17 protein-coding genes are annotated in these 13,698 nt (G+C 70.2%); 7 read left to right on the forward strand and 10 right to left on the reverse strand.

From position 1 onward, the window contains the following. Nucleotides 1-51 precede the first annotated feature (51 nt). Nucleotides 52-984 (reverse strand): NADP-dependent oxidoreductase, encoded by a 933-nt coding sequence (locus IFU30_RS03130; RefSeq protein WP_192004276.1) that lies wholly within the window; start codon nt 982-984, stop codon nt 52-54. A 91-nt stretch (nt 985-1,075) separates the two neighbouring features. Here IFU30_RS03130 and IFU30_RS03135 point away from each other — a divergent pair, with 91 nt between their 5' ends. Then, nucleotides 1,076-1,570, forward strand: a complete 495-nt coding sequence (locus IFU30_RS03135; RefSeq protein WP_192004277.1) for a MarR family winged helix-turn-helix transcriptional regulator — start codon at nt 1,076-1,078, stop codon at nt 1,568-1,570. A gap of 69 nt (nt 1,571-1,639) precedes the next feature. On the opposite strand, the gene IFU30_RS03140 is transcribed toward IFU30_RS03135, so the two are convergent. The 3 genes from IFU30_RS03140 to IFU30_RS20260 all read right to left on the reverse strand — a co-directional run bounded on the left by IFU30_RS03140 (nt 1,640) and on the right by IFU30_RS20260 (nt 3,091). Then, on the reverse strand, nt 1,640-2,218 hold the full coding sequence (locus IFU30_RS03140; RefSeq protein ID WP_079704718.1) for a TerD family protein: 579 nt from the start codon (nt 2,216-2,218) through the stop codon (nt 1,640-1,642). Nucleotides 2,219-2,339: 121 nt separating this feature from the next. Continuing rightward, on the reverse strand, nt 2,340-2,723 hold the full coding sequence (locus IFU30_RS20255; protein WP_249404625.1) for an ANTAR domain-containing protein: 384 nt from the start codon (nt 2,721-2,723) through the stop codon (nt 2,340-2,342). Next, nucleotides 2,690-3,091, reverse strand: a complete 402-nt coding sequence (locus IFU30_RS20260; RefSeq protein WP_249404626.1) for a GAF domain-containing protein — start codon at nt 3,089-3,091, stop codon at nt 2,690-2,692. The genes IFU30_RS20255 and IFU30_RS20260 overlap by 34 nt, the downstream gene beginning before the upstream one ends. An 85-nt stretch (nt 3,092-3,176) precedes the next feature. Between IFU30_RS20260 and IFU30_RS03150 the strand changes: the two genes are divergently transcribed. Both IFU30_RS03150 and IFU30_RS03155 read left to right on the forward strand, forming a co-directional pair. Beyond that, the gene (locus tag IFU30_RS03150) at nt 3,177-3,896 is read left to right on the forward strand and encodes a tyrosine-protein phosphatase (protein WP_124768373.1); all 720 of its coding nucleotides are present in this window, start codon (nt 3,177-3,179) and stop codon (nt 3,894-3,896) included. 97 nt (nt 3,897-3,993) lie between these two features. Beyond that, on the forward strand, nt 3,994-4,164 hold the full coding sequence (locus IFU30_RS03155; protein WP_192004800.1) for a hypothetical protein: 171 nt from the start codon (nt 3,994-3,996) through the stop codon (nt 4,162-4,164). Nucleotides 4,165-4,207: 43 nt separating this feature from the next. On the opposite strand, the gene IFU30_RS03160 is transcribed toward IFU30_RS03155, so the two are convergent. The 4 genes from IFU30_RS03160 to IFU30_RS03175 all read right to left on the reverse strand — a co-directional run bounded on the left by IFU30_RS03160 (nt 4,208) and on the right by IFU30_RS03175 (nt 9,672). Continuing rightward, a complete protein-coding gene (locus IFU30_RS03160; protein WP_249404627.1) occupies nt 4,208-4,894 on the reverse strand; it encodes a potassium channel family protein in 687 nt (228 codons plus the stop codon). Then, on the reverse strand, nt 4,887-6,266 hold the full coding sequence (locus IFU30_RS03165; RefSeq protein ID WP_137242580.1) for a TrkH family potassium uptake protein: 1,380 nt from the start codon (nt 6,264-6,266) through the stop codon (nt 4,887-4,889). Before IFU30_RS03165 ends, IFU30_RS03160 begins: the two co-directional genes overlap by 8 nt. Before the next feature lie 251 nt (nt 6,267-6,517). Then, on the reverse strand, nt 6,518-9,493 hold the full coding sequence (locus IFU30_RS20595) for an AAA family ATPase (protein ID WP_192004279.1): 2,976 nt from the start codon (nt 9,491-9,493) through the stop codon (nt 6,518-6,520). After that, nucleotides 9,490-9,672, reverse strand: a complete 183-nt coding sequence (locus IFU30_RS03175; protein WP_192004280.1) for a hypothetical protein — start codon at nt 9,670-9,672, stop codon at nt 9,490-9,492. Before IFU30_RS03175 ends, IFU30_RS20595 begins: the two co-directional genes overlap by 4 nt. Nucleotides 9,673-9,865: 193 nt before the next feature. Here IFU30_RS03175 and IFU30_RS03180 point away from each other — a divergent pair, with 193 nt between their 5' ends. Further along, nucleotides 9,866-10,054 carry a hypothetical protein gene (locus IFU30_RS03180; protein ID WP_192004281.1) on the forward strand — a complete coding sequence of 63 codons (189 nt, stop codon included), beginning with the start codon at nt 9,866-9,868 and terminating at the stop codon, nt 10,052-10,054. A gap of 50 nt (nt 10,055-10,104) precedes the next feature. Here the strand turns inward: IFU30_RS03180 and IFU30_RS03185 are convergent, their stop codons facing one another. Next, entirely contained in the window at nt 10,105-10,962 is an 858-nt protein-coding gene (locus IFU30_RS03185) for an NmrA family NAD(P)-binding protein (protein WP_192004282.1), read from the reverse strand. An 11-nt stretch (nt 10,963-10,973) separates the two neighbouring features. After that, a complete protein-coding gene (locus tag IFU30_RS03190; protein WP_124768382.1) occupies nt 10,974-11,201 on the reverse strand; it encodes an RNA-binding S4 domain-containing protein in 228 nt (75 codons plus the stop codon). Between the two features lie 100 nt (nt 11,202-11,301). On the opposite strand from IFU30_RS03190, the gene IFU30_RS03195 reads away from it, so the two are divergent. From IFU30_RS03195 to IFU30_RS03205, 3 genes are all read left to right on the forward strand, one after another. Next, on the forward strand, nt 11,302-11,448 hold the full coding sequence (locus IFU30_RS03195) for a hypothetical protein (protein WP_157579891.1): 147 nt from the start codon (nt 11,302-11,304) through the stop codon (nt 11,446-11,448). 120 nt (nt 11,449-11,568) lie between these two features. Further along, complete coding sequence (locus tag IFU30_RS03200) at nt 11,569-12,765, forward strand: M20/M25/M40 family metallo-hydrolase (RefSeq protein ID WP_192004283.1); 1,197 nt, start codon at nt 11,569-11,571, stop codon at nt 12,763-12,765. After that, nucleotides 12,762-13,658: an oxidoreductase gene (locus tag IFU30_RS03205; RefSeq protein ID WP_192004284.1), complete on the forward strand. Its 897-nt coding sequence runs from the start codon at nt 12,762-12,764 to the stop codon at nt 13,656-13,658. Before IFU30_RS03200 ends, IFU30_RS03205 begins: the two co-directional genes overlap by 4 nt. The last annotated feature ends 40 nt before the right edge of the window (nt 13,659-13,698 follow it).

Here is a 13,698-nt window from a genome sequence, read left to right on the forward strand (position 1 = left end):
TCGTCACCTCGGGCGGGATCGTTGCTGTTCCGTCGCAACGACCCGGGCTGATCATGCCGGCAGGACGATCACCTTGCCGGCGATCCTGCCTGCAGCGGCTTCGGCGTGGAGCGCGGGCAGTTCGGCGAGCGGGATCCGGCGCGTCACCTCGACCGTCAGCGACCCGTCGTCGACGAGGGACACGAGGGTGTACAGGCGGTCGCGGTTCCGCAGGACGAAGACGGTCGCCGAGCGGACGCCTCGTGACTCGTCCCCGGGTGTCGGCATCCACGCCGTGGTGCTGACGACCACGCCGCCGTCGCGCACGAGTCCGACGAGCGCCTCGAACTGCTCCGGATCGATCGGAGCGAGGTTGAGGAGGACGTCGACCGGCTCGGAGACCTCGTCGAGCAGGTCGGCGGCCGTGTGGTCCACCACCTCGTCCGCTCCGGCGGCCCGCACGGCCGTCTCACTCCGCGGGCTGGCCGTCGCGATGACGTGCACCCCGGCGCGCTTGGCGAGCTGGATCGCGTACTTGCCGACGACCCCGCCGGCGCCGACGATCAGGACGCGCTGACCCGACTCGAGACCGCCGTCGTCGAACAGCGCCTGCCAGGCGGTCAGGGCGACCGAGGGGAGGGCGGCGGCGTCCGCGAGCGGGATGGTCGTCGGTGCTGCGACGACGGCCTCCGCCGGTGCGACGACGTACTCCGCCGCGCCACCGTCGAGCTCCATCGGGAGGAAGCCGATGACCGCGTCGCCGACCGTGAGCCCCTCGACGCCCTCACCGAGCGCGTCGACCGTGCCCGACACGTCGTAGCCGGGGACGTGGGGGAGTTGGACCGGGATCGGCAGGAAGCCGGCCCGCATGCCGTTGTCGGCCGCGTTGAACGCCGACGCGGCGACGCGAAGGCGCACCTGCCCCGCGGCTGGAATCGGCTGCTCGATGTCGCCGTAGTGGAGGACCTCGGGTCCGCCGACCTCGTGGAACTGGACTGCCTGCATGATGCTCTCCTTCGTCGAGTGCTTCGAATTTGAAGCAACTGGCATGACGATAACACTGCTTCGAACTCGAAGCAACACCTAGAATGGATTCATGGCCGACACTCCTGCATCCCTCACCCCGACCGAGCTCGGCGCGTACTTCGCGTTCACCGAGGTGAGCAGCCTCCTGCGTCCGGCGGTCGAGCAGCAGCTTCGCGAAGCGGGGGAGTTGAGCTACGTCCAGTTCCAGTTGTTGGCGCGCCTCGGTGATGCGCCGGAGGGTCTCCAGCGCATGACGGATCTCGCCGACGGCGTGGTCTACAGCCGCAGTGGCCTCACCTATCAGGCGCAGTTGCTCGAGCAGCGGGGGCTCATCACCCGCTCGCCGTCACCGGACGACGAGCGCAGCACGGTCGTGGCGATCACGACGGCCGGCCGGGACGTGCTCGCCGCAGTGTTCCCCGGCCATATCCAGGCTGTCAGGGATCTGCTCTTCGCGCCGCTCGACGGCGACGACGTCAGCGAGCTCGCCCGCATCCTCGGTCGGGTCAGCGAGCACCTCCGGGCAGCTCCGCCGCGCTCGGCAGGACGTCGCCGGAAGGCGTGAGCGGGATGTTGTAAACCACGCAGCCCTCGGCCGAATCCGACCGAGGGCTGCGTGGGTGATCGTGCCGACTCAGTCGAGCGGGACGCCGAAGTCGCCCGCGATGCCGGCGAGACCGGTGGTGTACCCCTGGCCGACGGCGCGGAACTTCCACTCGCCGTTGTGGCGGTAGATCTCCGCGAAGAGCATCGCCGTCTCCTGCGACGCGTCCTCGGTGAGGTCGTAGCGGACGATCTCCTGCTGGTCCTGGTCGAGGACCCGGCAGAAGGCGTCGCGGACCTGGCCGAAGTTCTGGCGGCGGTTGTCGGCGTCGTGGATGGAGACCGCGATGACGATGCGGGCGACGTCGGGCTCCACCGTGCGGAGGTCAATCGTGATCTGTTCGTCGTCGCCGTCACCCTCGCCGGTGCGGTTGTCGCCCAGGTGGACGACGGAGCCGTCCGGGGTCGACATCTGGTTGTAGAAGATGAAGTCGGCTGAGGAGCGGATCTTGCCGTTCTCGGCGACGAGGATCGCGGAGGCGTCGAGGTCGAACGCGACGCCGACGGTGGTCCGCGGGTCCCACCCGAGACCGACCGTGGCGATGGTCAGCCCTGGGCTGGTCTTCGTGAGCGAGAGGTTGCTGCCTTTGGAGAGGCTGAGGCCTGCCATGGGTGTGTTCCTTCGAGAGTGCTCGGTGATGTTCGAACCTCCATCCTGCCTTGTTCCGGCTGAGTTTGGAGTGGGTTGCGGTGCATCGACCCGGAATCCCTCGGTGGGTGGGCAGCAGCGATCAGGCGTCGTCGGTGTCGGGGGAGCCCGTCGCCACGACCTCGTCGAGCGGGACCTCCTCGCGTGCGACCGCGGCCGCGACATCGCCGAGTCGTCGCTGCCGGGACCGGGCGTACTGCCGGATCATGCCGAACGCCGTGTCCATGTCGACGCCCGCCGCCCGAGCCAGGTACCCCTTCGCCTGTTCGATGGCGACCCGGCCGTCGAGCGCGCGCTGGAGCTGCGCGGTGGCGAGCGTGGCGTTCTCGATCGTCCGCTGCTGGAGGAGGCTGATCGTCGCGACATCGGCCAAGGCCTGGGCGGCGCGGGCGTCGGCGCCGTTGAGGGACCCCTCGGTCTCGCGGAACAGGTTCAGCGACCCGACGATGGTGTCGCGGAGGCGCAACGGGATCGCATGAACGCCGATGTACCCGCTCTCGTGCGCGGCCTCCGCGAACCTCGGCCAGTAGGGTGGAGCTCGTCAGCCGTCTCCACCGTCACCAGGTGGCCCGAGGTGACTGCGGCGATGCACGGGCCCTCACCCGCGTTCAACTGGAGGAGCCCGAAGAAGCTGCTGCGCTCGCTCGTCGAGGCGACGACCCGGAGGTCGCCGTCGCGGTCGGCGAGGTGGATGGCCCCGGCCGCGGCGTCGAACAGCTCCACCGCGCGATCGACGAGGATCTGCAGGAGCTCGACGACGTCGTAGTTGTCCACGAGGCTGTCCGTGAGCGTCACGAACGTCTCGATGAGTCGTGCTTCGCGTGCGTCGTCCATACCGGCGTCAGTCCTCATCTGTTGATCAGCGGATCCACGGTAACCGAGCGGACGGCCATCCGCATGGTCCGGTACGCTCTGGCGGATGCGGAATCTGGACTGGGACGGCCTGCGGAACGTCAGGGACCTCGGCGGCTTGCCGACACCCTGGTCGTCCACCGGCGCCACACGCCACGGGATGGTGGCGCGGGGTCCCCGACGCGAGCTGCTCACCGCGGAGGGATGGGACGCGGCGATGGCGTGGGGCCTGCGGTCCGTCGTCGACCTCCGCAGCGCCGATGAGACGGGTGCACGCGCGGCGGACCCGGACGTCCGTCCTCCGGTGGACCTCACGATCACCCTGGCGCCGACCGAGGATCAGACCCGTGCGGAGTTCCGCGAGGTGTGCCTCCCGATCCTCGACTCACCGGAGTACTGGCAACACAACGTGCGTATCCTGCCGGAGCTGGTCCGCGGCGCTCTCGAGGCGATCGCCTCATCCCAACCCGGCGTCCTGGTCCACTGCGCCGCAGGCCGTGACCGCACCGGCCTCGTCAGCGCGCTGCTCCTCGCCAATGCCGGCGTCACCGAGGACGCGATCGTCGACGATTACGCCGACTCGGTGCGCGCGATGGCGGGGACGGCGCCTCACGGCGGCCCGACCCACGATCGCCAGGCATCGTGGACGCCGGAACAGGTCGACGCCTTCCTCGCGGAGGTGACGCCGCACGTCCACGCTTTCGTCGCCGACGCGGACGGCGTCTTCGACACCCTGTGGGTCGACGCCGAGACTCGCACCGGCTTGCGTCGTCTGCTCCTGCCGTGACGGCACCAGGCCGGCTCGGATGCCGTCCTGCTACGGTCCTAGCGGATCGTCATCCGCTCCCGTCAGTCACCTCACCATCGGAACAGGAACTTCACCCGTGCAGAAGATCGCCGTCGTCATCGTCGTCCTCCTCGTCCTCTGGGCGGCCCTCTCCATCGCCGGATTCGTGCTGAAGGGCCTGTTCTGGCTCGGGATCGTCGGCCTCGTCCTCATCGTCGGCACCATCGCGGTCGGCGCGGTGCAGCGCTCGCTGAACAACCGCCGCTAGGCCCGGCACACCGGATCGGTCTCCGGCCCAGCCGCCACGACCACTACCGCGGCAGCGCTGCGAACCGCTCCGTCTTGTCCGTCGGGCCGAGGACGAGGAGCCGCTGGCCGGCGGTGAGGACCGTGTCGCCGGTCGCGTAGGTCCACCGGTCGTCCTGGCGGACGGCGACGACGGTCACGCTGAACCGGTCGCGGATGCGCGCGGCGGTCAGCGTCTGCCCGACGACCTCTGCCGGAGTGGTCGTCTTGGCCATGACGAAGTCCTTCTCCACCGCGAGGAAGTCGAGCATCCCGCCGCCGCGCACGAGATGCGCCACGCGACGCCCCATGTCGGACTCCGGGTAGACGACGTGCTCGACCCCGATCTGCTCGAGGATCAGGCCGTGCTGCTCGCTGACGGCCTTCGCCCAGATGTTCGTGGTGCCGCGGCGCTTGAGGAGCGACGCGGTCAGGATGCTCGCCTGCAGGTCGGTGCCGATGGCGATCACGACGCGGTCGAACTCGTCGATGCCGAGCTGGTCGAACACGCCGTCACGGGTGGTGTCGGCACGCACCACGTGGGTGAGGACGCCGTTGAGCGACTGGACGATGTCCTCGTCCGTGTCGATCCCGAGGACCTCGGTGCCCGAGTCGACGAGCTCGACGGCGAGGGCACGCCCGAACCGGCCGAGGCCGATGACGACGACGGACTCGACGCCACGCTGACGCTTGTTGCTGAACGGTCTAGCCAATGATCGGACGCTCCTTCGGGAGTTCATACAGACGGTTCTCGGTCCGGAGCGCGAGCGCGGAACCGAGGGCGATGGGGCCGATGCGGCCGACGAACATGAGGACCACCAGGATCAGCTGCGCGGCGACAGGTAGGGAGGCGGTGATGCCGGTGGAGAGCCCGACCGTCGCGTACGCGGAGATGACCTCGAACAGGACGCGGTCGAGGCTGTAGTCGGTCATCAGCATGATCGCGGCCGTGGCGCCGACGACGAGGCCGACGGACAGGAGCGCGACGGTGATGGCCTCCCGGTGCGTCGACCGTGGGAGACGCTTGCCGAACATGTTCACCGCCGCACCGCCGCGCAGCTCGGTCACGATGATGAAGAACAGCACCGCGAAGGTGGTGATCTTGAGTCCCCCGGCGGTGCTCGCCGGGCCACCGCCGATGAACATGAGGATGTCGGTGACGAGCCACGTCACCGGGTGCATCTGGCTCACGTCGAGGTTGTTGAACCCGGCGGTGCGGGGGAGGACGCCGGCGGTGAACCCCGCGAGCAGTCGGTCGGCCGGGGCGAGGGTGCCGAGCGTCGCCGGGTTCGACCACTCCAGTGCGGTGATGAAGCCGCAGCCGACGACGAGGAGGATCAGGGTGCCGACGACGACGGTCATGGTGTTGAGCGTCCACCGTGATGGCGTCCTGAACCGGCGGCGCAGCTCCAGGATCACGCCGAAGCCGAGCCCGCCGAGGATGACCGCCGCGCAGATCGTCAGGGAGATCCACGGGTCGGTCGCGTACCCCATGATGCTGTCGCTGAACAGGGCGAAGCCGGCGTTGTTGAATGCCGACACCGCGTGGAACACGCCGAACCAGATCGCGTCGCCTGGTGCCCAGCCGTAACCGATCATCCATCGCAGGGCGAGGATGGTGGCGCAGAGGACCTCGACCCCGAGTGCGATGAGGATGACCCCGCGCAGGACCCGGCGGACGTCGCCGATCGCGAGCGTGTGGGTCTCGCTGACCGCGGTGAGTCGCGTCCGCAGGCCCAGCCGCCGGGCTACGAGCAGGCCGAGGAGCGTCGCGAACGACATCACCCCGATGCCGCCGATCTGGACGAGTGTGAGGATGACGGCGTGCCCGAACGGCGTCCAGAACACCGGGGTGTCGACGATGATGTGTCCGGTGACGCAGATGGCGCTCGTCGCGGTGAACAGCGCCTCGATGAGGTTCGCGCCGCCCGGGCCGGTCTTCGAGATGGGAAGCATCAGGAGCAGGGTGCCGACGAGGGTCGCAGCCCCGAACGCGATCGAGATGACCTGGACGGGACGCGCGGCGGCGAGTTGCCCACGGCGGCGGGCTCTGCCGCCGGCCGACCTCGATCCGTCTCTCGCCACCCGAGAACCATAGCGGCCAGTGCGGCTCGTCGGTGATGCGGACCGATGTCGCGCGTGCTCCGGATGACGATGCGGTCATCAGTACAGATGTTTGGAGCGCTCGGCTATCCACAGAGCGCAACGGGCCACGCGACACCCGGCTCCGTGATTACGCTGATGCCCGACAGGACCCTTTCGCCCTGTCGGGGTCCCCGGCCGGCTTCCCCTCGATTCCGGCCGGGACCCACTTCACCGCCAGGCGGACGTCAGGCTCAGTCGGCGTGATCGGCGCTCGCCGCGAGCAATCCGCTCGCTCCGGCGACAATCGCGGCCTCGGTCCGGGTCGCCGCTCCGAGCTTCCGCAGGATGGCCGAGACGTGGACGCTCGCGGTCTTCGCGCTGATGAACAGGCGCTCGCCGATCTGTCGATTGCTGAGCCCCTCCGCGATGAGCTGCAGCACCTGGCGCTCCCGGGCGGTCAACTCGATGGAGCCGCTCGTGCCACGCGCTCGGGGGCGGCCGTCGAGGTTCAGCGACGCTCGCTCCGCCAACGCCCGCGCACCGTCGAGCACGAGGCCGGCACCGAGCGTCGTCGCCTCGGCGACCGCGACGACGAGCGTGTCCTGTGCGCCGGCACGATCGCCGGCGGCCACCCGCGCCTCCGCGAGCCGGAGTGCGGCGTAGGGCGCGAGCACGGCCGGTGCGAACGGTCGCTCGGCCATCGCACGAGCCGTCTCCCACGCGCCGACGTCGTCACCGGTGCCGTCCGGTCCGCCGAGTTCGGCGTCGACCAGCGCGCTCCACAGCGGTGCGGTCGGCCAGAACCCCTCCTCGGCGAGCAGCGCCCGCCAGCGTTCCTCCAGCTGCCGGAGCTGATCGTCGTCGACGCCCGCGAACGGGCCGGACTCCACGTCGAGCGTGCCGGTGGCCAGCGCGACACGGACCCGGGCCAGCACCCGCGCCGCATCCGCGAGCGCCGGGAGGTCGTACGCCGGCATCGGGCGGTGGTCCGGTGCTTCGAACACGCCGACCCCCGCCGGCGACCAGGCCCCGGCGAGGTCGCCGGCGGCCAAACCGACCTGCATCACGACGCGGGCGACACCGAACCTCGTCTGCACCTCCAGGCCGGACAGGGAGAGCATCCCTTTCCGCCACCGGCGGTACATGGTCGCCGCACTCTCGGTGTCACCCCGCCAGAGCGTGAGCAGGATCAGCGACTGGCGGAGGTACACCGAGAACGCGAGGGGCGGCTGCAGTGCCAGGGCCCGATGCACACGCTCCTCCGCTTCGTCCCAGCGTCCGAGCGCCACCAGCGGGTCGACCGCGTTCGACGACAGGATGAGGCCCGAGCTGCGCTCGACACCCAGCTCCTTCGCCCGCTCGACGCCTTCCAATGCCGACGTGAGCGCGTCCTCGTACGAGCCGAGCAGGTTCGCCATGTCGGACGCGTTCACCCGGTAGCGGAGCAACGCACTGCCGTCGCCGTCGGCCAGTGGCTCCGCCGTCGCGAGGAGCGCCCGCCCGGCTTCCAGCTCGCCGTGGTGGATCCGCGCGATGCCGCCGATGTTCGCGGCGACCGAGGCGTTCCGTGCCGAACCGGTGCGGACGGCCTCCCGAGCGGCCTCGTCCGCGTACTCGATCGCCCGCTCCAGCCGCCCGACGATCATGTGCCGGGCACCGAGACTCGTCAGCAGGACACCACGCAGATCGCCAGGGGTGCCCGGAGGGACCCGGTCGAGCGCCTGCTCCAGGAGATCGACCGAGCCCGGCCGACCGAGGTTGGCGAGGTAGAAGGCCTTGTCTCGAAGGAGCTTGGCCTGGTCGAGGTCGTCGCGGTCCTCGGGCGTCGCGAGCACCTCGTCGACCATGGCGATCGCCCGGTCCGTCCAGCCGGCGTTCCGCAACGCGCTCGCCGTCCGTCGCATGAGCTCCGAACGCGAGCGGCCGACGAGTGCCGCGGCATCGGGGACCTGGTCCCAGATCTCCAGGAGACGCTCGCCGAGCTGCGACTCCGTGCTGTACGCGTATGCCGCGTGCGCCTGCTCCATGGCGCGGACGGTCGCGGGGAAGGCCCGTCCGAAGTCGCGAGCGAGCATCCAGTGGTGCGACACCGCGGCAGCGACCGGCTCACCACCGACGCCTGCCTCCAGTGCCTCGGCGAACCCCGCATGGAACCGGCTCCGTTCGCCGGGCAGCAGATCGTCGTGGATCGCCTCCCGGACCAGTGCGTGCCGGAACTCGTACGTGGTCGCATCAGCGACGAGGACGTTCGACCCGATCGCCTCCCGCACACCGGTGTCGAGAGCGTCGGGGCCGCCCGTGAACACCCGCTCCAGGAGGGCGTGCTCGACGCAGACGCCACCGGCCGAGATCACGCGCAGCAGCTGTTGGGTCGCGGGCGCGAGGCGCTCGTAGCGTGCGAGCAGGAGTTCGCGGAGCGTGTCCGGGAGCTCGTCGCCGTCGCCGTCGCGGTCCTGGTCGAGACCGAGCAGCTCCTCGACGAAGAACGGGACGCCCTCGCTCCGCGCGTACACGCTGTCGATCGAGACCGTGTCGAGCGACGTGCCACGGATGGCGATCGCCTGACGGAGCACGTCGCTGCGGCTCAACCGCTCGAGACTGTGCCGCTCGACGCGCCTCGTGCGGTCGAGCTCGGCGAGGAACCCGCGCAACGGGTGTCCGCGGGGGACGTCCTCGCTCCGGAAGGTGAGCACGATCATCACGCGATCGCAGGTGAGCGCGCGGACGAGGAACGCGAGCAGACTGAGCGTCGCGCCGTCTGCCCAGTGGACGTCCTCGACGACGACCACGACCGGCCGGTCGCGGGAGAGCGCTTCGAACAGCACGGCGACGGTCTCGTGGAGCCGCCCGACGCCGCCCTCCCGCTGATCCTCCGCATCGGGACCGAGTGTCGGCAGCAGCGTCGCGAGGGAGGCCTTGCCCGGGCCCGCAGCCTCCAGCACCGCGTCGCGCCCGCGCTGCGCCACGAGGTCCTTCATGAGGCCGAGGACCGGTGCGTAGGGCGCGGCGACGTCACCGAGGTCCACGCACTGGCCCCTGATGACGAGCGCCGACGACCGGACCGACCGCGCGAACTCGGTGAGCAGGCGCGTCTTGCCGATACCGGCCTCGCCGCTCAGGACCACACTGCGTGACTCGCCGGCGGCGACGGCGTCGAACACGGCCTGCAGCGCTCTGAGGTCGGAGGCGCGCCCGATCATCGTCGGGCTGGTGGGGGGCAGGCTCACCACTCCATGGTCCCACCCTCGTCGGAGTCGGCCGCGGCCTCCGCGAGTCGCCCCTGCTCCTCGAGTCGTCGTTCCCGGCGGCGACGCTCCCGCTCGAGATCCCGTTGAAGTTCCTGCTCGATGAACCGTCTCGTCTCGACGGATGTGAACGGGCTGTGACTGGCGCTCGTGATCAACATGGTTCCTCCGCTGCGCACGGTGCTGGTGTCCGTGCTCGACGACTCACGTTCCTCGCTGAGGCCCGATGCCTACCTCGGGCATCTGCCCTAGTTCCGTCGGAAGCGCGTCGCTGTGGAGCCGTAAGACGGGTTCGCACCGCTCGATGGCGTGCGGTTGCCGTTCGCGCACCATGACCTCATTGAGGACATCACGATGGAGCGCACCGCGCTGTCCGGGGGCGGTTTCGTCGACTTGGACGTTGTCGGCGAGTACTTCGCGAGCGTCTTCGTGAGCCCTGGGACGTCGATCTACTTCGCGACCAACGACGTGTCCGAGTCGACGCACGTCGACCTCACCCCCACGGAAGCGGTCGACTGGGAGCTGGGGTTCTACGGCGTGTGATCCAGCGGGGTGGTCGTGCCCGGTCGATCGATCGTCGGACGGGGGAGTCCTCAGTTCGCGTTCGCCCGCAGGTAGGTCTCCAGGTCCATCGGTGGGACACCGGTGACGTCCTCGATCGACGAGCTCACCTCGGCCATCACACCACTGGCTATGGCTGTATAGGTGCTCACCCAAGCGTCGACCTCCCAGTCGGGTGCGCCATAGGAGGCTCGCGACGCGTAGGCCTCCTCGATCGTCTCGTCGTGGAAGGTGACCTCGCGGTCGCGCACCCGGCTGATCGTCGCGGCGACCTCGGCCATCGAGAGCGCATCTGGGCCGGTGAGGTCGTAGGTGCGACCGGCGTGGGACGCCGGGTCGACGAGAATCGCCGCGGCGGTCCGCGCGATGTCGGCGCGTGCCACGAAGGAGGCGCGACCGTCCCCGGCCGGCCCGCGGATGACGCCGTCCTCACCCACGAGGGCCTCCATGAAGTCCAGGTAGAAGCCGTCGCGCAGGAACGTCCACCGCATGCCCGACGCTCGGATGTGCTCCTCGGTGGCGTGGTGGTCGCGCGCCAGCGTGAACACGGCATCCGGTGCCGCCGCAGCGAACGAGGTGTACACGAGGTGCTGCACGCCGGCGGCGGAGGCCGCATCGATGAACGACCGGTGCTGGTCGACCCGGTCGGCGCTCTCGGAGCCCGACACCATGAACAGGGTGTCGACGCCCTCGAGCGCCGCGCTGGCAGCGTCCTGGTCCGTGTAGCTGAACGGGTGCACGGTGCTCTGCGGGTGCTGCGGCGCCTTCGCCGGGGTGCGCACCAGCAGACGCTGCGGGATCCCGCGAGCGGCGAGATCGTGCGCCACCAGGCCGCCGAGCACACCGGTCGATCCGGTGACGGCGATGGGTCGGGGTGTGCTCGGGTTCACGGGGGTTCCTCTCAGGGGCGGACGCGGACGGCGCGTCCCTCGATCGAGACGACGTCGTCGATCTGGAGCTGGCGACCACGTCGGAGGTCGACTTCGCCGTTGACGCTCACCACGCCGTCCGCGATGGCCGCTTTCACGTCGCCGCCGGAGTCGAGCAGACCGGCGAACTTCAGGAACTGCCCGAGTCGGATCGAGTCGCCGCCGATCGGGACGTCGGTGATGTGTGCCGGGTTCGTCATCCCCGAATGCTAACAAGGATGGGTTCGCTGGACTCGGGGACAGCATGTGGTTGTACTCTCAGCGGTACCGGGCCATCGTGGCTCGCAAAGGAGCAACACCATGGGCGAGAAGTCCGCACGGAAAGAAGGCGGCAAGACCGCACCCGCGAAGACGCTGAAGGAGAAGCGCACCGCGAAGGCCGACAAGAAGGCCGGCAATGCGCGTTCGGAGAACACCGACGCGGTCACGCGGGTCAAGAACCGCTAGTCCTGATCAGCGGCCCATCGTGGTCGGTGATGCGCTCAGGCGTCTGTCCCCTCACGGAGACGGGCGCCTGTTCTGGTCTTCAGGCGTCTCCGTGACGAGCCGTCCCGCTATCGTCGTGGCATGTCCGACCTCAGCCCCGGCGACGACGCGCTCGAGCTCGCCCGCCTGCTCATCTCGATCGACTCCGTCAGTCCGAGCCTCGTCACAGGGGCTCCTGGGGAGGGCCGCATCGCGGCGGTGATCGCGCAGCGACTCGAGGGCGCCGGCTTCGTGATCGACCTCGTGCCCGCGCCGGAGGACGCTCGCCGCGTCAGCGTCGTGGCCGTGCACGCGGGATCGCAGCCTGGTCGGACGGTCGTGTTCAACGGCCATCTCGACACCGTGGGCGTCGAGGGCATGGTCGACCCCTTCAACCCGCGGATCGCGGACGGCAAGCTCTTCGGGCGCGGCGCCAGCGACATGAAGTCCGGCCTCGCAGGACTGATCGTGGCCGCGGAGCGACTCGCCGCGGCGGACCACCCCGGCACGGTCGTCTTCACGGGCGCCGCCGACGAGGAGGACGCGAGCGTGGGGGCCGCTGCCGTTCTCCGACACCTCGCCGATCGTGGTGTGACGGCGGACGTGTGCCTCATCGCCGAGCCCACCTGGTTGGATCGGGTGTCGGCGCACCGGGGGTACGCGGTCGTCGAGGTCACGCTGCAAGGGACGGCCGCGCACTCCTCTCAGCCCGGCCTGGCCGTCGATGCGATCCGCGCCCTGGGCGCCCTGCTGCAGGAGGTGGAGCGGGCTGACGACGAGCTCCATCGGCGACCGGCGCACCCGTTGCTCGACCACGGTTCGTTCACCACGACGGTGGTCCGGGCGGGGAGTGCCCCCTTCACGATCGCCGCCGACGCGACCCTCGCCATCGAGCGACGCACCCTGCCGGGTGAACGCGCTGAGGACGCCCTCGTCGAGGTCCAGGCGATGCTCGATGCGGTCGCCGCCCGGATGCCTGGTCTCCGCACGGGCGCGCGGCTGACCCATCAGCGCGAGGCCTGGGAGGCGGACGAGCATGGGCCGGCTGCGCGGTTCGCCGACATCCTCGCCGCCGAACTCTCCCGGGACGCCGAGGCCGTGCCGGCGGCGGTCGGAGCGCCGTACTGGATGGAGTCGGCGCTCTGGCAGGCGGTGGGGATCCCGACCGTCGTCTGCGGCCCAGCGGGTGGCGGACTGCACGCCGCCGAGGAATGGGTCGACCTCGACCAGCTCCGCCGGTTCCCGGAGGCGGTCATCGCCGCGACGATCGACTCGCTGTCCGAATCGAGCGAGGCATGACGCCCGGTGGGCCCGACCGCATCGCGGTGATCGGGCCGGGCGCGATCGGAACCGTGGTCGCCGCAGCGCTCCATGAACAGGGACGGACGCCGTTCATCGCTGGGCGGTCGAAGCGGCCGGAACTCCAGCTCCAGGTCGACGACGAGACGGTGACGGTCCCCGGGCCGGTCCACACCGATCCGGCGGAGTCTCCGGGCACCGCGGACCTCGTCTTCCTGGCGGTCAAGGCGACCCAGACGGCTGCCGCTGCGGACTGGCTCGCCGCGCTGTGCGGCCCGGAGACGGTCGTGTGCGTCCTGCAGAACGGCGTCGAGCAACGCGAGATGGTGGAGCCACTCGTCCGAGCGGGAACGGTCGTCCCCGCGGTCGTGTGGTTCCCGGCCACCCGTCAGCCCGGCGGCCCGGTCACGCTGCTGAGCCCGCCGCGCCTGTCCCTGCCGGAGGCACCCGGTGCCGTCGTCGTCGAGGACGCGTTGCGCGGCTCCCGCTGCACCGTCGAGGTCTCGACCGACTTCACGACCCTCGCCTGGCGCAAGCTCCTGCAGAACGCCGCCGCCGGACTCATGGCGTTGACCGGACGCCGATCCGGCATGTACCGGCGCGACGACATCGGCCGCTTGATGCTGGGCTACCTCGAGGAGTGCGCGGCCGTCGCGCGCGCGGAGGGTGCGCGGTTACCTGACGACGAACCTCGACGGCTCCTCGACCAGTTCCGAGCCGCCCCGGTCGACCGCGGGACGTCGATCCTCGCCGACCGCGAACAGGGGCAATCGCTCGAATGGGACGTCCGCAACGCGGTGATCCAACGGCGGGGGAGCGTGTACGGCATCCCCACCCCGATCAGCGACGTCATCGTGCCGTTGCTCGCCGCGGCGAGCGATGGACCCGGCTGAACGGCGGTGGTGGGATCGAGCGCTTCGATAGGGTCGAAGG

The organism is Plantibacter sp. CFBP 8798 (assembly GCF_014841195.1).
GTDB lineage: Bacteria > Actinomycetota > Actinomycetes > Actinomycetales > Microbacteriaceae > Plantibacter > Plantibacter auratus.